The following is a 19,942-nucleotide window of genomic DNA, read 5'->3' on the forward strand; positions in this document are numbered from 1 at the left end:
GCAGAACAGCTCAGTCGTCACCCACCCAGGAGACGAGGTTTGCGAACGCATTGACGACCCGAGGCTCCCCCGGCGTCTTGCCGTCCCCCGACGCCGCTGGACTGCTGGACTCGACGACCGCCGACGGGATCGGCGCCCCGCCCGCATCCGGGTCCAGGTGGGTCGCCACCCAGGCGTCCAACGCACCGACGGTGAGATCGACTTCCCGCCGACCCGCGACCCCGTACGTCGCCCATTGAACCGCGAATCCGTCGGACAATACGGTGACGATGTAGCCGAGGTCGTCGAGTTTCGCCAGGTCGATGGCCCGACCCGCCGCAGACGCGGCGTCGGCGAGGATCGACCGCACCGTCGCCAGCGCCGTGTCGAACACCATGATCGCCTTGGCCGAGTCTTGCCGCTGCGCCCAGCTGATCAGCTCGAAGATCGCCACAGTCATATCGGGATCGCCCACGTACCAGTCGAGCACCGCGCACAGCAGGCCGCGTGCATCGGCGGCGATGTCGCCCTGCACGTCATAGCTGTTCAGGACCTCGGAGTAGAGCCCGCTGATGTGCTCGAAGACCGCACTGAACAGCAGTTCCTTCGACGAGAAGCAGTAGTGCAGGGTCGCCAACGGCGCGTCGGCCTGTTCGGCAATCCGACGCGTGGTGGCGCCGTCGACGCCCCGCTCGGCGATGACTGTCACTGCCGCATCGATCAATTCTTGACGGCGTTCCGCCGCGGGAACCCTAGCCACGTCGCACCCCTCCCGATCAAGACAAATGATCACATCACTGGCGAGAGTACCAGCGAGGTCCGGCGTAGTGGTCATATGACTTGGTCATTCGACATATACTCGGATGTCCTGCCGACCAGACCCGGCAATGCCATCCATCACGAGGGAATACAGTTCGAAGATGACGTCGCCTTGGCCGCGCCCCGACAGGCGCATCGCCGCGTTGATCCGAGAAGTCGCCGAGGGACTCCTCGCGTCCTCGGAGACCGCGGTCGAGGAGCTGACCGCTGTCGCCCACGAGATGGCGGAGTACCGATCGGTGCTCGACGATCCCCAACTGGCGGCCGCCGATCGTCAGATGAACAAGACGAACATGGTCCACTGGCTGTCGGCCAACCTTCAGAATCCCGGCGCACGAGTGCAACCCAGCAACGATCCGGACATCCTGCAGTTCGCTCGAGACGTGGTACGCCGCGGGCTCGACATGCACGATCTGGGATCGTGGCGAGGCGCCCAACACGGCGCGTGGTCGGCGTGGGTGGACGAGTGCTTCACCGCGACGTCCGACCTCGACGATCTGCGCGAGTTGATGAAGATCTCCGAGCGATCCATGTCGACGTTCATCGACGACTCCATCGCGGCCCTCGACGAGTACGTCGAGCGCGAACGATCCGAGCTCACCCGGGGCGGCAGCGCAGAACGACAGGCGACGGTTCACCTGCTGCTCGAAGGTGCGCCGATCGCACGCGACCATGCGGAGGCTCGACTGGGGTACGCACTCACCGGACACCATGTCGCCGCCGTCATCTGGAGCGACGCCACTTCCCAAGCGGTCGCGCTCGACACCGCCTCGGAGTCGATGATGAGGTTGTGCGGCGCATCGCGGCGGCTCACCGTGAACGCCAGCGTCTCGGCGCTCTGGGTCTGGTTGCCTGTCGACTCGGTTCCGTCTGTAGAAGCGACCGAGGAAGCACTCGACGACGCAGCCGGAATCCATGTCGCGTTCGGCAGACCGGGCCAGGATCTCGACGGCTTCCGCCGCAGCCATCTGGACGCCATGTCCGCACACCGTGTCCTGATACAGGTCGGCTCCGAACGAACTGTCGTCCGGTACCAGGACGTCGCCCTGATCTCGGTGCTGACCGCCGACATGGGCCGCGCCGATCAGTTCGTCGAGGACACGCTCGGCGACCTCGCGTCCGCGGACGCCACCCTCCGCGACACGGCGCTCACCTACGTGCAGGAGCGGTTCAACGCGTCGGCCGCCGCCGAACGGCTCTACACGCACCGCAACACCGTCGAACGACGCCTGGCTCGCGCCGACAGCCTCCTGCCCGTCCCGCTCGCCGAGAACGCGGCGAGCGTGGTGGCGGCCCTCATGCTCGTGCAGCTGCGCGACTGAGAACCGCCACCGCGCCTCACATCGGCAGGTCCGGGGAGTCGACGCCGACCACCCGGTCGCCGCAGAACACTCGAACAGATTCCGCCGGGCCGTGACCGCCGATGCCGGACGGCCCCCAGAAGCTCTGCGCCGAATCGGCGCCGAGGTCGGCGACCTTCGCACCGTTCACGCGGACCTCGCCCGAGCGGACTCTGGAGCCGATGGCGATGGCGTGATCGGTGTCGGTCCCGAAGACGTAGGCGTCGAGTCCGGACGGGTTCGCGTTCGCCAGTCGCAGCGCCTCTCCGTCGGAGTCGACGCCGTGCAGGGAGATCACCGGCCCGAACAACTCAGCGGTGGTGCGGTCCGGATCGGAGCCGGTCGCGACCGTCGGCGACAGGAAGAACCCGCCGAGATCCGGCAGTTCGCCCACCTGGTCGATCTCCGCACCCAGTTCGCGCAGTCCGTCGATCCGCTGCAGCAAGGTCCGGAAGTGGGGTGCGTTCGAGATCGGACCGATGTCCGTGGTCTCGTCCAGCGAATGGCCGATCCGCAGCTTCGCGATCCGCGCGTTCAGTGCTTCGCGGAGCGGCTCGACCAGGCGGTGCGGCGCGAACACCTTGCCCGGGCCTTCGCACCACTGCCCATTCAGGTTCGTCATCCCCGTGAGGAGCCCGTCGGCGGTGACGTCCAGGTCGGCGTCGTCGAGGACGAGGGCCGGGTTGTTGCCTCCCAGTTCCAGTTGCAGAACCTTGAAGTCCTCGGCAGCGGCACGCGCGATGGCCCGGCCCGCACCGGGGCCGCCGGTGAACGACACCACCTGAACGCGGCGGTCGCCGGTCAGGGCGGCACCGATCTCACCGGTTCCGTGGACGAACTGCAGGGCGCCGTCGGGAAGTCCGGCGTCGACGAAGCACTCGACGATCGCCTGTGCACTGGCGGGTGCGTGCTCGGACGGCTTGAGGATCACCGGGCAGCCTGCCGCGAGAGCGCTCGCGACCTTCGCCGCCGGAATGAAACTCGGTCCGTTCCACGGGGTCAGAATGGCTGCCGGACCCCACGGGATCCGATGCAGACGGACGTCTCGTCCGTCTGCGGCGAGCGGGGTGACGCGGGCGATGGTCCGTGCCTCTGCGGCGGCCGCGCGCAGCCGGTACGGGAGGAACGACGCGACCGTGCGGGTGGCGCCGATGGCGGTGCCGCTGGTGAGGGCGTCGATGCGGGCTATCTCCTCGATTCGCTCCTCCACGTTCGTCGCGGCGCGTTCCAGGACCTCCGCGCGCTGGAGACGGACGTCGTCGTCGAGGAAGTCCGAGGCGTCATAGACCTCCACGGCCAGTTGCAGGGCGCGCTCGAGATCGTCGGACGAGGTCGTCACCATCGCGTGAACCGGTTCGCCGGTGTTCGGATCGACGTTCCACGCGTCGAGGGTCTCGCACTGGACCCATTCGCCCGCGATGTAGCTGCGCGGCTGAGCGAGAGTGGTGTTCATGGTGGTCATCGGACTGCCTCCGTGGTGTCGGCTGGGGTGGGCATGGCGGCTACGATGCGGGTCACATCTCCGGACTTCATGGCGTCGAAGCCTTCGTTGACCTGGCTGAACGGGATGACCTTCGTGACCATCTCGTCGAGCAGCAGCCGTCCCTCCAGGTAGAGGCGCGCGAACTCGGCGATGTCCTGCTGCGCCTGGCCCGACCCCATGTACGAGCCGATGAGCTTCTTCTCACCGAAGAAGAAGTCCGACGCCGGGATCTGCAGATCGGTGCCGTCGGGCGCGATTCCGACGAGGGTCGCGGTTCCCGTCGCACGGAGTGCGGCGAATGCGGTCTGCGCGGTGCGCGCCGAACCTACGGCCTCGAAGGCGTAGTCGACGCCGTCGCCGAGGATGTCGCGGATCGCGGCCGGAACATCGGACGCACCGTTGACGACGTGCGTGGCGCCGTACACGCGGGACGCCTCCAGACGCGCGTCGTCGAGGTCGACGGCGATGATCGCCGACGCGCCGGCCATCCGCGCGCCCTGGATGATCGCGGACCCGACGCCGCCGCAACCGATCACGGCCACTGTCGATCCCGGACGGATCTGCGCGCCGCGGAAGACTGCTCCGACACCGGTGACGATGCAGCACGAGAGCAGGCAGCCGACGTGCAGCCCCACCTCGTCGGGCATCTTGACCAGGGTGTTCTCGCGCATCAGGATGTGCTGCGAGAAGGCACCGACGCTGCCGAGTCGGTCGACGACGGTCCCGTCGGGCAGGGTGAAGGCCGGACGCTGCCGCTCACGCACCTGGCTCTGCCGCTGGCACTGTGTCGAATGGCCCGCGGCACAGTTGCGGCACTTGCCACACGACGGGGTGAGCGCGCCGACGACGCGGTCGCCGAGTTCAAAGTCTGTGACTGCCGAACCGATCGCCTCGACGACGCCCGCCACCTCGTGGCCCACGACCACCGGCAGGTCGGCGCCGACGGTGCCGGTCATGTAGTGCAGGTCGCTGTGGCAGAGGCCGACGTGGGTGACGGCGACTCGGACCTCGTGGGGCTCGGGGTCGTCGACGTGGATGTCGGTGAGGACGAGCGGGGTGTTGATCGCCGTGAGAACGGCGGCTTGGGTGGTGATCATCGCGGTGTGCTTCCTTCGTCTGTGTGCGGTATCGGTCAGCGCGCGGGAGTCGCCGCGGCGTCCCGGTCGCCCCAGAACTGCGCGACGCCCGCGCTGAGCGCGCCCGACTCCCACGCCACGCGGGCGGCTTCGTCCTCGCGAGCGAAGGCGGCCTCGACCTCCTCTGAGCGCGGGCGCAGCAGTCCGAGATGCAGCGAGGTGGTGAGCGGGTTGGAGTTCCAGGCGCGAGCGGTGCCCGCGGCGCGAGCGACGAGTTCCTCGGCGGGCACGATCTCGTCGAGCAGTCCGATGCGCAGTGCGTCGTCGGCGTCGATCCGCTGTCCGCCGAGCACGACGCGCATGGCGTGATTGCGCACGAGTCGGGACATGAGGATGCTCGACGCGTTGGAGATGATGATTCCGCGCTTGTTCTCGGGCTGGTAGTACTCGGTTCGCGCGGTTCCGATCCGTCCGTCGCAGCACAGGGTGATCTCCGACGCGCCGCCGACCGCGATACCGTTGACGGCGGCGATCACGGGCACGGAGGTCTCGAGGATCGCGCGGGTGATGTCGTGGAAAGTGGCGAACGCCTCGCGGATCCCGTCGAAGGTGGTCGGTATCGCGGCGAGGTCTTCACCCGCGGAGAACGCTCGGCCGTTTCCGGTCAGGACGATGCCGCGGACGTCCTCGCCCGCGCCGAAGCGCCTGATCTCCTGTGCCAGCAGGACGCGGGTGTTGATGTCCAACGCATTGAGCTTGTCGGGGCGATTCAGGGTGAGGACGGCGATGTCGTCGTCGATGCGGACGTCCACTGCGGTGTCGGTCATGTCTTCTCTTCACTTTCCCGGCGCGGCGGTGCGCGCAGGCCGGAGGTCGTAGGTGGTGCCGGGATTCTGGGCGGCACGGGCTTTCACAATCGGCTTGGCGATGCGTTCGGACGGGGTGCGCGGGAAGTCGGTCACGAACTCCACGAACCGAGGCACCTTGAAGCGCGCGAGTCTGGCGGCGGTGGCGTCGACGATGCGTTCGGCGGTGGCTCTGTCTGCGACGGTCCCCGGCGCGAGCTGGATGAACGCCTTGACTTCCTCGCCGAACAGCTCGTCGGCTTCGGCGAGCACCGCGGCGGCGACGACAGTCTCGGCGCATTCCAGTGCCCGCTCGACCTCGCTGCTGGCGATGTTCTCGCCGCCGCGCCGGACCATGTCTTTGATGCGACCGACGAGGCGATACGTTCCCGCTTCGCAGACCGCGACGTCACCGGTGTGCAGGCGGCCGTCGCGAAGCGTCTCGGCGGTCGCGTCGGGACGATTCCAGTAGCCGAGCATCATCGGGACTCCGGACACCGTCAGCTCCCCGGGCTCACCGTCGGGCACCTCGGCCCCCTCCGGGTCGAGAATCCGCACCCGCTTGGTGGGCACCGGGTGGCCCAGCGTTCCGCTGCCGACGACTGCCGCGTCGTCGAACGGGCTGAACAGGTCGACGCCGCTCTCGGTCATCCCGTAGATCTCACGCCAGGGTGCGCCCCAGCGGTCTTCGAGGTCGGCGTGCATCCCGGCGGGGATCGCGGAGCAGAAGATCGCGCGGAGCCGGTTGTCCCGGTCGGCGTGGTTCGGCGGCTGCTTGAACAGCAGCGTCGGCATGGACCCGAGGACGTAGCAGAAGGTCGCGCCGTGACGACGCGCGTCGGCCATGAAGCCCGACGCCGAGAACCGCGGCAGCACAACGAGCGGCGCCCCCGTGATGAGGGCGAGGACGGTGTTCCACTGCGGGTCCATGTACGAGAACGGCTGAGCCGTCAGCAGTACGTCGTCTGGGCCGAGCCCGACCGCCGCGGCACACGTCCACCCGATCCGCGTCCAGTAGTCGTGGGTGAGCATGCACGCTTTCGGGAAACCCGTGGTGCCGGACGTGTACTGCAGGTTGGCGAGTGTCTCCGGGCCGATCGATGCCGTCGGTGAGGTGATCGGGAGATGGGCGTCGCCGGTGTCCGCGATGTCGACGACGGTGATGTCGGCGAGGTCGGGAGTTCCCGCGAGGACCTCGTGTACCAGCGTCAGGTGGTCGGCATCGGTCACGATCACGCGGGCGCCGGAATCGGACAGGACGAATTCGAGGTCGGCGGCCCGATACGACGAGTTCACGGGCACCGCGACCACGCCGGACTTGAGCGCGGCCAACCAGATGAGCGGCCAACCGACGACGTTGGGCAGCATGATGGCGACGCGGTCGCCCGGAACCAGGTGGTCGACGGCGACGAACCGATGTGCAAGCTGCGACGACGCCGCGTCGACCCGGCTGTACGACCACGACTCGTCGCCGAACCGCAGCAGTTCGGCGTCGGGAGTACGCGCGACGCCGTCGCCCAGAAGACCCGTCACGGTCCCGATCCGCGGATCCGCCGCGATCAGATCCGGGTCGACGGCGCGCCGGAACGTGCCCCCGGCCCGATCGGCCTCGATTGTCATCGCGCCCTCTCCTGTCGTTTCCGCGCTTCGTCGACGATCCACGTCATCGCCGGATCTCTGTTCTCCATCCACTCGGGGTGCCACTGCACCCCGAGGATCGGTGCTCCGGGCGACTCGACCGCCTCGACCACTCCGTCCGCGGTACGGCCCGTCACGACGAGCGACTCCCCGCACCGGTCGACGGCCTGGTGATGCCACGAGTTGGTCAGCATGCGCGGGCCGAAGACCGCGGCCGCGGTCGAACCGGGCTCGAAGGTCACCACGTGCTCGGCGTCGCCGTCGGTCGGTGCGCTCTGCAATGACAGATGCGGGATCTCTCCCGGCGGAAGGTCGGCGATCAGCGTCCCGCCGCGCGCGGTGTTGAGGACTTGAAGTCCGCGGCAGACTCCGAGGATCGGCACTCCCCGCTCGATCGCCGCGCGAGTGAGTGCGAGCTCGTAGTCGTCACGCTCGGGATCGTGGGCGTTGGTGTCGGTGCGCGGGTCGATGTCCCGGACCACCGAGGCGTCGCCGCCCCAGCGTGCGGGGTGCACGTCCTGCCCGCCGGTGACGATCACACCGGACAGCCAGTCACAGGCGTCCGCGGGGTCGGCGTCGTACGGCAGGTGCACGGGTGTCCCGCCCGCCTCCGCGACCCGAACGGCGAATGCCGACATGAACGAGTCCATGCACGCCTTGCCGTACCGGGGATCGGCGCCGGCGATGAGACTGAGCTGGAAACGACGACCGGTGATGCCGATCAGCGGCTTGCGGCTCATGAGAACTCGAAGTATCGGTGGGACTCCCATTCCGAGAGTTCGGCGTAGGGGTCGCCGCCCGTGGTGTGGAACTGCATCCATTCCCAGCGTCGGGACGCGGCCCAGAAGTCGACGAACTCGTCGCCGAGATACTCGCGGAGGAGCGGGTCGGCGTCGAGCGCGGTGATCGCCTTCGACATCGAGCCCGGAATACGCTCCACGCCGCAGTCGTCGGGCAGGCACCAGGCCATGTCGTGGACCTGCGGCGGCGCGTCCAGGTTCTTCTCGATCCCCGCCAGAATGCCTGCGAGTACACCTGCGAGCGCGTAGTACGGGTTCACATCGGAACCGGGAACGCGGTACTCGAGCCGCGAGTACGCCCGATGGCCGACGATCGCGCGCAGCGCGGCGGTCTTGTTGTTCACACCCCAGCTGATCGTCGTCGGCGGACCGGAGACGTCGACCAGACGGCGGTACGAGGTGATCTGCGGCAGTCCGAGAAGGGTGCTGCCCGCCATCGTCGCCATCAGCCCGCCGACCGCGTTGAGCATGAGCTCAGACGGTCCGTCGGGTGCGTAGAACGCATTCTCCCCGTCCCGTCGCAGGGACACGTTCAGATGCGCGCCCTGTCCGAAACCGGCCGTCGGCTTAGCCATGAAGGTGACCGACCGGCCCTTGTCGCAGGCGACCTCTCGCATCACCTGTTTGGTCCGGACCCACGAATCGGCCAGAGTCAGCGGGTCGGTCGGTGCGATGTTCAGTTCGGTCTGACCGGGCGCGGCCTCGTCCGTCCACGCCTCCCAGACGATGCCGAGTTCGTCCAGTCGATCGGTGACGGCCTCCATGTAGTCGACCCAGTCCGACGACCTCGCGAGGTTGTAGGTGGCTCCGGTCTCGCCGCCGAGCGGAGTGAGGTCGCGGTACCCGCGTGCCCGAGCTTCCTGAATGGACTCCTCGAACAGCGTCGTCTCGATCTCCACCGCGACGGTCGCCGTGTAGCCGAGGTCGGCGAGGCGGTCGATCTGCCTGCGCACGAGGTTCCGCGGACAGATCGGGTTGGGACTGCCGTCTTTGAGCCAGAAGTCGCCGATCACGGACCTGACGCCGGGCTTCCACTCCACCTCGGTATCCATGTCGGGCAGCAGTGCGATGTCGTGCAGGTTTCCACGCCACTCGGGGTAGGCGTCGCCGAACACGACGTCGGTGCCCATGTCGATGCCGAACAGGATGTCGGCGAAGGCGAAGCCCGATCTCCGACCGGACGCGAACTTCGCGGGTGTGACGGTCTTGCCCATGAAGCTGCCGTCGTGGTTGGTGGCCTCCACACGGTAGGCCTTTGCGGCACGTTCAGGCACATCAACGCTGGTCAGGTGGGTGTCAGACATCGTAGCGAACCTTCCAGGAGGCGGCCGTCATCGTCGAGAGCTGGGCCAAGGTGCCCTGGACGCGCAGACCGCGTTCCAGAGCGGTGAACAGGAAATCGGCGCCGGTGAAGACTCCGGCGAGAGCATCGGGGGTGCCGACCAGGCGGTAGGTGTCGGCGCCCGTTCCGAAAGTGACCTCCTCGCGACCGCCCGGACCCGTGGCGACAGCGACGAGCACGTCGGGGATTCCCTTGACTGCGCGGGTGAGCTCGAAGAATCGACCGGCGGCGTCGCGCCAGTCGGGTGTGGGCAGGCGCAGTGCCCGCGCCAGGCCGTCGGCGAGCTGGGCGTCGCCGACGGAGGTCACGATGGCGAATCGTGTGTCGAGGTCGACGGTGATCGTCACGTCGGTCGACACGGGCACACCGCCGGTCACGGTGACGGCGCCGTCGCCGAACGTGACGGTCGCGACCTGCGGGGTGCTGTGCGAGCGGACGACGACGCTTCCGGAGGTCTGTTCGAGAACGTCTGTGGCGTGGTCGAGCCGGACGGCGTCGCGAAGGGTCCGGCCGATGAGGCGCACGATCGGAGTGGCGTCGTCGTCGATCGTCACCCGGACCGGTGTCACGGCAGGGGCCGCGAGTGTGGTGGTTTCCATGGGATGTCCTTGGTCGAAACGGATAGGGGTGGTCACTCGAGGGACGCGTAGACGTCGGGTCGACGCCTGCGGAGGGCGAGCGCCCAGACGAGGCCGCCGACGAAGGCGGCGGCGAGCACCCCGAGGAAGAGGTTCGCCAGACCACGAGTCCCGATGAGCAACTCGAAGTTGACGACGACGAGCACGAGGATGCAGCCGAGCGCAGCGAACGCGAGCGCAGGCGCGACGGTTCCGCGCCACAGGCTCGTGGCGGCGCCGCGTCGGAAGTGAATGACGATCGCCCCGGAGGTCAGCGTCAGCAGGGCGATGAGTCCCAACGTGCCCGCACCGCCGAACCAGGCGTACACCTGCGTGACCGGATCGAGCCCGGCGATCGCGGTGACCGCGACGAGCACGCCGATCACCGCCGAGGTCAGCAGCGAGGCGACATGCGGCGACTTGTACCTCGGGTGCGCCGCCCCGAGCCGGGCCGGAAGAGCGTTCTGACGGCCGAGCGCGAACAGGTACCGGGACACCACGTTGTGTGCGGTGAGCACACAGGCGAAGAAGCTGGTGACGAGGAGGACCTGCAATGCGTCGTGCGCGAACTGCGCGACGTAGCGTGTCGCAAGCCCAGGTGCGAGGCCCTCGGGGTCTTCCGCGGCGAGACCTGACGCCTGCTCGGCGCCCAGTCCGATGATCATCGCCCACGACGACACCGCGTAAATCACCGCGATGAGGATCACCGCGACGTACGTGGCCCGAGGGATCGTCCGGTCCGGATCGCGCGCCTCCGAACGGAAGACTGCGGTGGCCTCGAAGCCGACGAAGCCGAAGACGGCGAACATGATCCCGGTGGCCGGAGTGCCACTGGTGAAGGCGCTCATGGAGAGCGGCTCGGCCGACAGTCCGTCAGCCCCACCACGAACGACGACCGCAGCATCGATGATCGCGACTATTCCGATCTCGGCGATCAGAAGGACGCCGAGAACACGCGCACTGAGCTCGACATCGCGATAGCCCAGATACGCGATCGCGGCGAGTCCCACACCGGCGAGCATCCACCAGGGCACCGAGACCCCGACGAACGTCTCGAGCACGTTGCCCGCCGACGCTCCCAGGTAACCGCTGACGGCGACCAGGAGAACCGAGTACGTCACCAACGCGAGAGCCGCGGCGCCGAGACCCGTCGCAGAACCGAGACCGCGCTGCACGTAGGAGTAGAACGCCCCGGCGTTGCGAACCTCGGGCGTCATCGCCGAGTACCCCACGGTGAACAGCAGCAGCACCACGCCGACGATCAAGAAGTCGAGCGGCGTTGCGATGCCGTTCCCCGTGCCCAGCATCAGCGGAATCAGTCCTGCGAAGACTGTCAGGGGTGCGGCCATCGCCACGACCATGAACACGATCTGCGGTACCCCGAGAGTCCGCGCCAGCCCGACGGTCGGCGTCGACGCCGTGTCCTGCGCGGTCATCGGGCCATCACCCGTTCCAGGTGAGCGACGACGAGGTCGGCGATGCGGAGCGCGAGGGCGTCGGGCAGGTGGTGGCCCATTCCGGGGATGATCACGTGGCGCGCGCCGGGAATCGCGGCCGCGGTGGCGACACCTCCCGACGGCGCGACGATGCGGTCTCGATCGCCGTTGATCACCAGAGTCGGCGCCGTGATCGTGACGAGTTCGTCGGTGCGGTCGCCCGAGGCCTGGATCGCCTGGAGCTGGCGGGAGGTGCCCGCGACGGCGTCGCCCGCCGTCCGATCCCAGGTGGTAGTCGCGTGCTCCGTCTCCTCGGTCTCGTCGAGCGGATAGGCGGTGCCCGCGAGGTGGGCCGTCATGCGCAGGTGTGCGCGGACCGCACCCACTCGATCACTCGGCGGGGGCGCACAGATCAGCGCCCACGTCGACAACGCGGGTTGCCCGACCTTCGTGTCGCCCGTCGTCGAGTACATCGACGTCAGGGTCGTGACGAGCTCCGGCCGGCGGGCGGCCACGGTCTGGGCGATCATCCCGCCCATCGACCGCCCGATCAGATGGACCGGGCCCACGCCGAGGTGTTCGATGAGTCCGGCCGCGTCGTCGGCCATGTCGGCGAGCGTGTACGAGTCGGGGCGTGGTCGAGCGAGCAGCTGTCGCAGTGTGTTGGGAGGCGGGGCGGTCGCGTAGGTCGACCGCCCGCAGTCCCTGTTGTCCATCCGGATCACCCGGAATCCCGTGGCCGCGAGCGCGGAGACGAACTGGTCCGACCACGTCGTCAAGTCTTCGGCGAGGCCGGCGACCAGCAGGACGGGGACGCCGTCGCTCGGGCCGTCGACCCGGAAGCACACCCTGGTGCCGCCCGGCAGCACCGCGAATCGGTCGAGGTCCTCACGCATCGACGTGCTCCTTGACGATCGCGGCCACCGGGGCCTCGTCACGGACCGAGCCGAACTGCAGAGCATCGTCGAGCAGCGGTCCGCGCAGGATCTTCGCGTCCTGCTGGTACGACATCGACATCTGGAACATGCCCGTGCCCTGCTTGGGGATCACGTCGCGGGCCCGCTGCGCGTAGCCCGAGCTGAGGTCGAGGATCGGGCGGCGTTCCATCGCCGGATCGGCCTCGACCCGTACGCTGTCGTACCCGAACGCGTCCATGTGCGTGATCAGGTCGCAGAGGTAGCGGGCGACGATTCCGATCTTCAACGTCCAGGCGGACGTGGTGTAGCCGATCGCGATGGACAGGTTGGGCAGCCCCGTGAGCAGGGTTCCGCGGTACGCGACGGTGTCGGGGACGTTCACTCCGGTTCCGTCGACGTCGAACTCGATGCCGCCGAGGAGACGCATGTTCAGGCCGGTCGCGGTGACGATGACGTCGGCGTCGAGATGCTCGCCGGACTCGAGAGCGATCCCCGACTCGGTGAACCGATCGATCCGGTCGGTGACGATGGAGGCGTCACCGGTGCTCAGCGCGTTGAAGAAGTCGCCGTCCGGGCACAGGCAGAGACGCTGGTCCCACGGCTTGTACGGCGGGTTGAAGTGCGTGTCGACGTCGAACTCCTTCGGGAGCGACGAGGCGTTGACCTTCCGGATGAGCGCGCGGGTCAGCTTCGGGAACGCGCGCATGAACTTCACCTGGCCGCGTTCGGCCCAGATGCTGGTGAATCGGGTGAGCGCGTAGCCGCGCTTCTCACCGAACAGTCGGCTGAACAGCAGGGCCGTCGAATCGACCTTCGGCCACGGCACGACATAGGTCGGGGTGCGTTGCAGCATGGTGACATGCGAGGCGGCCCCCTCGTGGCCGAGCATGGACGGGATCACCGTGACCGCGGTGGCTCCGCTGCCGATGACCACGACCTTCTTGCCCGCGTAGTCGTAGTCCTCCGGCCAGTGCTGCGGGTGGATGACGTCGCCCGCGAAGTCGTCGCGGCCTTCGAAGTGCGGCGTGTAGCCCTCGTCGTAGCGGTAGTACCCGGTGCCCGCGAAGATCCAGCTCGTGGTGATCGTCCGGCCGCCGTCGGGGGTCTGGACGTCGAGGGTCCACGTGGCGTCGGCACTCGACCACGAGGCGTGCTGCACGCTGTGCTCGAATCGGATGAGCCGACCGAGGTCGTACTCGTCGACGGCCTCCTGCAGGTAGTTCAGGATCTTCGGAGCCTCGGCGATGGCGTCGGCATCGGTCCAGGGCTTGAACTCGTAGCCGTAGGTGTGCAGGCCGTTGTCGGAGCGGATGCCCGGGTACTTGAACAGATCCCACGTGCCGCCGATGTCCGCGCGGCCTTCGAGGATCACCACCCGCTTCTGCGGGAAGGCCTCGGTGATGTATTTCGCCGCACCGATGCCTGCGATTCCGGCACCGATGACGACGATGTCGAACTCGTCCGGCGACGGTGTGTCGGCGTCTGTCGTGGCGGTCTTCATTGCGTTCATCGGGGAGCCTTTCGGTGGCGGTCGAGCGGTGATGCCCTTCACATTGCCGACCCCCACACCCTGTGAGCTACGACATAGTGATCCGTCTTTTTCGGTTCGTCGACGCTCTCCGGTGCATATTGCACACTCGACATAGTCAAATGACCTACTTTGCGTGTTACGGCTTCTACCTTTGGTTATGCGAGTTCACCGGCGATCGACATCGGGCCTTGACTGTGAGCACAGTCACGATCTATGTTCGTCAATGTCATTTGACCTAGTTATCTGACCAACTCTGAGTGAGTCGCCGTGACGCACCCCGACTCCGGCGCGTTCCACAGGAGATCCCCCCACTATCGATAGGAGCCCGATCATGGGTGAAACACTCTTCCTCCTGGCCGATCTGTTGATGATCGTCGCCGGCTACACCGCAGGCTGGAAGTTCCTGCGGCGCTACGGCAACTACCTCCTCGGCGTGGAGTGGCTGATCGTCGCGACATCGGGACTCAACTTCCTGATCTGGGCCCTCCTCGGCTCCAACGAGCACAGCGCGCAGTACAACGTCGCATTCTTCTTCGACGCGTTCTCCCGATCGATCGGCATCACCCTGCTGCTCGTCGTCGGGCTCATGCGGGTGACACACCGCTACAAGCCGGGCATCGCCGTGGACGTCGCGCTGTTCGCCCTGGCGATCGGCGCCGGCCTGTACCTGTCGCAGGAGAAGTTCCGCAATCACGATCTGCACGTCGGCCCCGCCACCTTCTACCTGGTCGCGAACCTGTTGACCCTGGTGTTCCTCGGCTACTTCGCGTGGCGACTGTGGACGATCGGCGCACGGCGGGTCGTGATCGCCACCGCCCTCGTCAGCCTCGCAGCGACGTCGGTCGCCGTGTTCTACGACTTCTTCCCGTGGTCGTTCGACGACGAGAGCCGCAGCCTGTTCTACGCCTACGCGCTGGCCGTGTGGGGCTTCCAGCTCTGGATCTACTACCTCGGCTACCGCGCGCTGGACGACCACAACGCGGCGATCGATCACACCGCCATCGCGAACGATCGCACCGCGCAGACCGTGCGCTGACCGCCCCTTCCACTCCGAAAGAAGAACACAATGACAAGAACCGAAGCAGACGTCGTCGTCATCGGCGGCGGGATGGCGGGCCTCGTGGCGGCCACAACGCTGGCAGCGCAGGGAAAGGACATCGTCGTCCTGGAGGCGGCGGAACGGATCGGCGGCCGAGTGGAATCGGTGCGCAAGGGCGACTACTGGCTCAACGTCGGCACCCAGTTCACCGAAGGCACCGGCACGCTGATCGACAAACTCGACGAGCACGGCATCGTCCGCGGCACTCTCGCGGGCAAGAAGATCGGTCTCGATCTCGGTGACGGCGAGGTCCTCGACACCGGCAACCCGGTGTCGCTGATGCTCAACGCCGCGATGACCATGTCCGACCGGATCGGCCTCGCCAAAGTCGGAGCCCGGATCATCAACGGCGCCGTCTGGCTCGATCCGCGCTTCGAGAACACGGCCCTCGGCCGGCGATACCGCGCCTTCCTCGACAAGAAGACCGGCGACTACCTGTTGGGCGGCGTGCGATCGGACGTCGCCCGGGCGATGGTGCAGGCGTGGAGCGGCCAGTGGATGGGCTGTGATCCGGAGGAGACCGCCGCGGGACAGTTCGTCTTCTCCGTCGGTATGGCGATCGCCGATCCGGCGAAGGTCCCGAACTTCTCGCTCCCCGAGGGAGGCAATCAGACCCTGACCGACGTGCTCGCATCGGACCTCGGGGACCGTGTCCGACTGGGTTCGACGGTCCGCGCCGTGCACTGGGCCGATGACTCGGTCACTGTCCACTACGCCGACGCGGACGGTGTCCACGAACTCCACGCCCAACGTGCCGTGATCGCCGTGCCCGCCGACATCGCGGCCGCACTCCTGCCCGAACTGCCACCGTCGTACCGCACAGCGCTCGATCAGATCAGCTATGGCCGCTACGTGATCGTCGGCTACTTCACCGAGGAGAACGGCCCCGCACGCTGGGACGACTTCTACGGCGTCTCGACACCGACGCGCGCGTTCCAGGCGATGTTCAACCACGCCGCGGCGCTGCGCACGGGCGAGCGGAGGCCGGGCGGCGCGCTCGCATGCTTCGCCGGAGGCTCGAAAGCAGACGCGCTGATGGACCTCTCCGACGACGAGATCGTCGACAGGTTCAACCGCGACCTCCTGGAGGTGTATCCCGAGCTCGAGGGCAAGCTCGGCACCCCCATCGTCCGCAAGCACCACCGGGTGGTGCCGTACTGGGGTCCCGGAGGTCGCGCCACACTGCCGACATTGCGCGAACCTCTCGGACCGATCCACTTCGCCGGCGACTACCTGCTCGACGTCCCATCGCTGGCCGACGCCGCGGAGTCCGGCGAACGGGCCGCCCAGGCCATCGCGGCGGGACTCCGACCATGAACACGACGATTCTGCACGAGACCGGCTGGGCCGGACCGCCGGCCGCCGTCGAACCACGCCTCCTCGAGGAGGTGCGATGCGATGTGGTGGTGATCGGCGGCGGAGCGGGCGGCATGTCAGCCGCGATACGGCTGGCCGAGAACGGCGCGGACGTGGTTCTGGTCGAGGCCCGCACCCTCGGGTGGGGCGCGAGCGGACGCAATGCCGGCTACATCACCAACTCGATCGCCGCCGACCCGGAGATGCTGAAGTATCTGCTCAAGCCCGACCGGCTCCAATCGCTGTACCGCTACGCCCACAACGCGGTCCTCTTCGCGGAGGACGCGATCGAGCGGCACGGCATCGAATGCGGACACGTCAAGACCGGAATCGTCATGGCTGCGGTCACGAACGGACAACTGCGTCGCGCACGTCGCATCGCCGACGTCCTGTCCGAATCCGGAGCACACGCCGAGTTCGTCGACGGTCGCGAGGCCGGCCTGCCCGACGGCTTCCTCGGCGGAGTCCGCGAAGGTGTCGGCGGAACCGTCAACCCGGGCGAGTTCGTTCTGGGCCTGCGCGCGGCGACCATCGCCGCCGGAGTGCGCGTGTATGAATACACGCCGGCGCGCGACGTGCACGACACGGGAGACGGGGTCACCGTTCTGACTCCCGGCGGCTCCGTGCACGCCGACCGCGCGCTCCTCATGACCAACGCAGACACCGGATCCCTGTCGATCGCGCCGAAGAACATCGCCACTCCGGCGTACACGTCGCTCCTCGAGACCGAGCCCATCACGCCGGAGCTCCTCGACGAGATCGGGTGGACCAGCCGTGCGCCGATGGTCTCGCTCCACATGATCATCGAGAACCACCGCGTCACACCGCGCGGGACCGTCGTCTTCGGTACCCGACGAGTGGAGGCGGGCCGCAACCCTCTCCCCGACCGGGCGCCGTCACGGGCCGTCATCACCGACCTCATCCGCGGATTCGGCGAGCGCTTCCCCGGTCTCGGTGATGTGCGGTTCCAGAGCGTGTGGGGAGGATGGATCTCGATGAGTTCGACCTGGCTGCCCGCGGCGGGCGAGGCGTCCCGGAACGTCCTCTACTCCCAGGCGTGCAACGGCCACGGATTCGCTCAGGCCCAGTACGTGGGGCACATGCTCGCCGAACATGCCGGAGGAGCACCACGCCACGACGACCTCGACGCGATCTGGCATGGCGACAAACGGTTCTGGCCCGGGCTCGTCAGCAACCCCGTGCTGTACGCGGGGTGGCTCGCCGACCGTACGGCCGACCGTTTGTCGGCGCTCGTCGGCCGAACGGGCACCGCCGACCACGGATGAGGTCCGCTGTCGGGTCGGGACGAACGCCCCATGTCCCGACCCGCCGCACATGCGAGGATCGGCTGATGAGTGTTCTCGTGATCGTCGAGTCGTACTTCGGCTGCACGTGGCGGATCGGCGAGGCGATCGCCACCGCGGTCCCCGACGCCACACTCCTCCGGTCCGACGACGCCCCGACCGTCGTCGATCCGAGTGTGCGGCTGGTGATCCTCGGCGCGCCGACCCACGCGTTCACGCTCCCCACCGACAGCAGTCGCACCGACGCGGCACGACGCCGTTCGACGGGCGCCGATGCGGCCCACGCCGCTGGGTTCGATGCGAGCAGGCGGGGCGTGCGCGAATGGATCGCAGCGGCCGAGATCCCCGCCACCGCCCGCGTCGTCACGTTCGACACCGCGGCGGGGGCGTGGGCGGCACTGGGCCGATCGTCGAGGAAGGCCGCTCGCCGACTACGCGCCGCGGGCGTCGACGCCAAGACGGGCCCGTCCTTCCGCGTCACCACCGACGACGTCCTGCGTGACGGCGAATGCGAACGGGCCGCGGCCTGGGCGGGCGGTCTCGCCGACTGAGCGACCCTCAGCCCACGAGCTCGGACAGTTCCAGCCAGCGTTCTTCGAGATCGTCGACCTCCGCCTGCGCCGCGTTGAGTTTCGCGGTCAGCTCACCGAGTCCGGTGTAGTCGCTCTGGTCGTGGGCCGCCATCTTGTCGTGGAGCGTGGCGATCTGACCGTTCAACTTCTCCATCTTGCGTTCGACGGCGTTGAACTCCTTGCGCGCGGCCTGATGCTCGGCGGCGCTGGTCTGCGAGGCGGCCGCCGAAGCGGCGGGCTTCGACGGTGACGCGGGCTTGGAGTCGACGGCGCGTCGTTCCAGGTACTGGTCCACTCCGCGCGGCAGATTGGTGAGCTTCCCGTCGCCGAACAGCGCCCACGTGGAGTCGCAGATCCGCTCGATCAGGTAACGGTCGTGGCTGATCACCACGAGCGTGCCCGCCCACGAGTCGAGGAGGTCCTCGACCTGCTGCAGGGTGTCGATGTCGAGGTCGTTGGTCGGCTCGTCGAGCAGCAGCACGTTCGGCTCGCTCATCAGGACAGCCGTGAACTGCAGACGACGGCGTTCGCCGCCCGACAGGTCGCCGACGGGCGTCCGCTGTCGCGCGGGCGAGAATCCGAGCCGCTCGCACAGCTGGCTCGCCGAGAGTTCCTTGTCGCCGAGCATGATGTGCCCGGCGACGGCCTCGACCACCTCGATCAGGCGCAGCGACTCGTCGAGGTCGTCGAGTTCCTGCCGCAGCCAGCCGATGGAGACCGTCTTGCCTTCGATGCGTCGGCCCGGTGTCACTGGCACGTCGCCCGCGAGGGCACGCAGGAGCGTCGTCTTGCCGGAGCCGTTGACGCCGACGAGACCGATCCGCTCGCCCGGTGCGAGACGCCACGTGGTGTCGTCGAGCAGCACCCGGCCCGGCTCGCCGTTCGACGACGGCGTGGTCAGGCGGGCGTTCTCCAGCTCGATCGCGACCCGGCCGAGACGCCGCTTCGCGAACGCCGACAGGGCGACGCTGTCGCGGGGCGGCGGCACGTCGGAGATCAGCTTCTCGGCCGCCTCGATGCGGTACTTGGGCTTGGACGTGCGGGCCGGGGCCCCACGACGCAGCCACGCCAGCTCCTTGCGCGCCAGGTTGCGGCGACGTTCCTCGGCGGCGTCTGCCTGCCGGTTGCGTTCGGCGCGCGCGAACACCCAGTCGTTGTAGCCGCCCTCGTACTCGTCGACCCGGCCCGAGTGGACCTCCCACGTGCGGGTGGCGATGGTGTCGAGGAACCAGCGGTCGTGCGTGACGACGAGCAGCGCGCTGCGTCGGTCGACGAGGTGCTCGGCGAGCCAATGCACGCCCTCGATGTCGAGGTGGTTGGTCGGCTCGTCGAGGATCAGCAGGTCGGCGTCCGTGATGAGCGCGGCGGCGAGAGCCGTGCGTCGACGCTGACCGCCCGACAGTTCGGTCACCTTGCGGTCGAGCAGACCGTCGATGCCGATGCCTGCGAGGATGCCGCGGATCCGGGCGTCCGACGCCCACTCGTGCTCGGCCACACCCACGCCGACGACGACGTCGGCCACCGTCTGGTCCTCGGGCATCTCACCGCGCTGGGTGACCGTCGCGACCACCGCGCCGCCCACCCGCGACACGCGACCGGAGTCGGGTTCGGTGATGCCCGCGAGTATCTCCAGCAGCGTCGTCTTTCCTCCGCCGTTGAGACCGACGACGCCGATCCGTTCGCCTTCGTGGACGCCGACGCTCACGTCGTCGAGCAGCGCGCGGATGCCGAAGCTCTTGCTGATCTTCTCGGCGGTGATCAGCGACGTGTTGGTGCCGGGGGCCATGA

The 19,942-nt window shown here is 68.1% G+C and carries 17 protein-coding genes; 5 read left to right on the forward strand and 12 right to left on the reverse strand.

Annotated elements, in window-relative coordinates:
• Nucleotides 1–10 precede the first annotated feature (10 nt).
• Nucleotides 11–739 carry a TetR/AcrR family transcriptional regulator gene (locus GYB83_RS06870; protein ID WP_161894801.1) on the reverse strand — a complete coding sequence of 243 codons (729 nt, stop codon included), beginning with the start codon at nucleotides 737–739 and terminating at the stop codon, nucleotides 11–13.
• 160 nt (nucleotides 740–899) lie between these two features.
• On the opposite strand from GYB83_RS06870, the gene GYB83_RS06875 reads away from it, so the two are divergent.
• Entirely contained in the window at nucleotides 900–2,120 is a 1,221-nt protein-coding gene (locus GYB83_RS06875) for a PucR family transcriptional regulator (RefSeq protein WP_161894802.1), read from the forward strand.
• Nucleotides 2,121–2,136: 16 nt separating this feature from the next.
• Here GYB83_RS06875 and GYB83_RS06880 read toward each other — a convergent pair whose 3' ends face one another.
• The 10 genes from GYB83_RS06880 to GYB83_RS06920 are packed head-to-tail and all read right to left on the reverse strand — an operon-like array spanning nucleotide 2,137 to nucleotide 13,802.
• Nucleotides 2,137–3,600 (reverse strand): aldehyde dehydrogenase family protein, encoded by a 1,464-nt coding sequence (locus GYB83_RS06880; protein ID WP_161894803.1) that lies wholly within the window; start codon nucleotides 3,598–3,600, stop codon nucleotides 2,137–2,139.
• Entirely contained in the window at nucleotides 3,597–4,718 is a 1,122-nt protein-coding gene (locus GYB83_RS06885; RefSeq protein ID WP_161894804.1) for a Zn-dependent alcohol dehydrogenase, read from the reverse strand. Before GYB83_RS06885 ends, GYB83_RS06880 begins: the two co-directional genes overlap by 4 nt.
• Before the next feature lie 35 nt (nucleotides 4,719–4,753).
• Nucleotides 4,754–5,524 (reverse strand): enoyl-CoA hydratase/isomerase family protein, encoded by a 771-nt coding sequence (locus GYB83_RS23560; protein ID WP_228461258.1) that lies wholly within the window; start codon nucleotides 5,522–5,524, stop codon nucleotides 4,754–4,756.
• 9 nt (nucleotides 5,525–5,533) lie between these two features.
• On the reverse strand, nucleotides 5,534–7,162 hold the full coding sequence (locus tag GYB83_RS06890) for an AMP-binding protein (protein ID WP_228461260.1): 1,629 nt from the start codon (nucleotides 7,160–7,162) through the stop codon (nucleotides 5,534–5,536).
• Nucleotides 7,159–7,920, reverse strand: coding sequence for a gamma-glutamyl-gamma-aminobutyrate hydrolase family protein (locus GYB83_RS06895; protein WP_161894805.1), 762 nt, complete (start codon nucleotides 7,918–7,920; stop codon nucleotides 7,159–7,161). Before GYB83_RS06895 ends, GYB83_RS06890 begins: the two co-directional genes overlap by 4 nt.
• The gene (locus tag GYB83_RS06900) at nucleotides 7,917–9,284 is read right to left on the reverse strand and encodes a glutamine synthetase family protein (protein ID WP_161894806.1); all 1,368 of its coding nucleotides are present in this window, start codon (nucleotides 9,282–9,284) and stop codon (nucleotides 7,917–7,919) included. The genes GYB83_RS06895 and GYB83_RS06900 overlap by 4 nt, the downstream gene beginning before the upstream one ends.
• Complete coding sequence (locus GYB83_RS06905) at nucleotides 9,277–9,921, reverse strand: hypothetical protein (protein ID WP_161894807.1); 645 nt, start codon at nucleotides 9,919–9,921, stop codon at nucleotides 9,277–9,279. The genes GYB83_RS06900 and GYB83_RS06905 overlap by 8 nt, the downstream gene beginning before the upstream one ends.
• 32 nt (nucleotides 9,922–9,953) lie before the next feature.
• On the reverse strand, nucleotides 9,954–11,375 hold the full coding sequence (locus tag GYB83_RS06910; protein ID WP_161894808.1) for an APC family permease: 1,422 nt from the start codon (nucleotides 11,373–11,375) through the stop codon (nucleotides 9,954–9,956).
• Nucleotides 11,372–12,271, reverse strand: coding sequence for an alpha/beta fold hydrolase (locus tag GYB83_RS06915; RefSeq protein ID WP_161894809.1), 900 nt, complete (start codon nucleotides 12,269–12,271; stop codon nucleotides 11,372–11,374). The genes GYB83_RS06910 and GYB83_RS06915 overlap by 4 nt, the downstream gene beginning before the upstream one ends.
• Nucleotides 12,264–13,802, reverse strand: a complete 1,539-nt coding sequence (locus GYB83_RS06920) for a flavin-containing monooxygenase (RefSeq protein WP_228461262.1) — start codon at nucleotides 13,800–13,802, stop codon at nucleotides 12,264–12,266. The genes GYB83_RS06915 and GYB83_RS06920 overlap by 8 nt, the downstream gene beginning before the upstream one ends.
• A gap of 352 nt (nucleotides 13,803–14,154) precedes the next feature.
• Here GYB83_RS06920 and GYB83_RS06925 point away from each other — a divergent pair, with 352 nt between their 5' ends.
• From GYB83_RS06925 to GYB83_RS06940, 4 genes are all read left to right on the forward strand, one after another.
• Nucleotides 14,155–14,859 carry a transporter gene (locus tag GYB83_RS06925; protein ID WP_161894810.1) on the forward strand — a complete coding sequence of 235 codons (705 nt, stop codon included), beginning with the start codon at nucleotides 14,155–14,157 and terminating at the stop codon, nucleotides 14,857–14,859.
• Nucleotides 14,860–14,889: 30 nt separating this feature from the next.
• Nucleotides 14,890–16,239, forward strand: coding sequence for a flavin monoamine oxidase family protein (locus GYB83_RS06930; protein WP_161894811.1), 1,350 nt, complete (start codon nucleotides 14,890–14,892; stop codon nucleotides 16,237–16,239).
• The gene (locus GYB83_RS06935; protein ID WP_161894812.1) at nucleotides 16,236–17,564 is read left to right on the forward strand and encodes an NAD(P)/FAD-dependent oxidoreductase; all 1,329 of its coding nucleotides are present in this window, start codon (nucleotides 16,236–16,238) and stop codon (nucleotides 17,562–17,564) included. Before GYB83_RS06930 ends, GYB83_RS06935 begins: the two co-directional genes overlap by 4 nt.
• Nucleotides 17,565–17,629: 65 nt before the next feature.
• Nucleotides 17,630–18,133 (forward strand): flavodoxin, encoded by a 504-nt coding sequence (locus GYB83_RS06940; RefSeq protein ID WP_161894813.1) that lies wholly within the window; start codon nucleotides 17,630–17,632, stop codon nucleotides 18,131–18,133.
• A 7-nt stretch (nucleotides 18,134–18,140) separates the two neighbouring features.
• Here GYB83_RS06940 and GYB83_RS06945 read toward each other — a convergent pair whose 3' ends face one another.
• The gene (locus tag GYB83_RS06945; protein ID WP_161894814.1) at nucleotides 18,141–19,940 is read right to left on the reverse strand and encodes an ABC-F family ATP-binding cassette domain-containing protein; all 1,800 of its coding nucleotides are present in this window, start codon (nucleotides 19,938–19,940) and stop codon (nucleotides 18,141–18,143) included.
• Nucleotides 19,941–19,942 lie beyond the last annotated feature (2 nt).

This window comes from Gordonia spumicola, from assembly GCF_009932475.1.
GTDB classification, from domain to species: Bacteria; Actinomycetota; Actinomycetes; order Mycobacteriales; family Mycobacteriaceae; genus Gordonia; species Gordonia spumicola.

Coding starts and splice junctions, on each gene's coding strand:
- GYB83_RS06875 (WP_161894802.1), top strand. CDS start 900: ATGACGTCGCCTTGGCCGCGCCCCGACAGGCGCATCGCCGCGTTGATC.
- GYB83_RS06880 (WP_161894803.1), bottom strand. CDS start 3,600: ATGACCACCATGAACACCACTCTCGCTCAGCCGCGCAGCTACATCGCG.
- GYB83_RS06885 (WP_161894804.1), bottom strand. CDS start 4,718: ATGATCACCACCCAAGCCGCCGTTCTCACGGCGATCAACACCCCGCTC.
- GYB83_RS23560 (WP_228461258.1), bottom strand. CDS start 5,524: ATGACCGACACCGCAGTGGACGTCCGCATCGACGACGACATCGCCGTC.
- GYB83_RS06890 (WP_228461260.1), bottom strand. CDS start 7,162: ATGACAATCGAGGCCGATCGGGCCGGGGGCACGTTCCGGCGCGCCGTC.
- GYB83_RS06895 (WP_161894805.1), bottom strand. CDS start 7,920: ATGAGCCGCAAGCCGCTGATCGGCATCACCGGTCGTCGTTTCCAGCTC.
- GYB83_RS06900 (WP_161894806.1), bottom strand. CDS start 9,284: ATGTCTGACACCCACCTGACCAGCGTTGATGTGCCTGAACGTGCCGCA.
- GYB83_RS06905 (WP_161894807.1), bottom strand. CDS start 9,921: ATGGAAACCACCACACTCGCGGCCCCTGCCGTGACACCGGTCCGGGTG.
- GYB83_RS06910 (WP_161894808.1), bottom strand. CDS start 11,375: ATGACCGCGCAGGACACGGCGTCGACGCCGACCGTCGGGCTGGCGCGG.
- GYB83_RS06915 (WP_161894809.1), bottom strand. CDS start 12,271: ATGCGTGAGGACCTCGACCGATTCGCGGTGCTGCCGGGCGGCACCAGG.
- GYB83_RS06920 (WP_228461262.1), bottom strand. CDS start 13,802: ATGAACGCAATGAAGACCGCCACGACAGACGCCGACACACCGTCGCCG.
- GYB83_RS06925 (WP_161894810.1), top strand. CDS start 14,155: ATGGGTGAAACACTCTTCCTCCTGGCCGATCTGTTGATGATCGTCGCC.
- GYB83_RS06930 (WP_161894811.1), top strand. CDS start 14,890: ATGACAAGAACCGAAGCAGACGTCGTCGTCATCGGCGGCGGGATGGCG.
- GYB83_RS06935 (WP_161894812.1), top strand. CDS start 16,236: ATGAACACGACGATTCTGCACGAGACCGGCTGGGCCGGACCGCCGGCC.
- GYB83_RS06940 (WP_161894813.1), top strand. CDS start 17,630: ATGAGTGTTCTCGTGATCGTCGAGTCGTACTTCGGCTGCACGTGGCGG.
- GYB83_RS06945 (WP_161894814.1), bottom strand. CDS start 19,940: ATGGCCCCCGGCACCAACACGTCGCTGATCACCGCCGAGAAGATCAGC.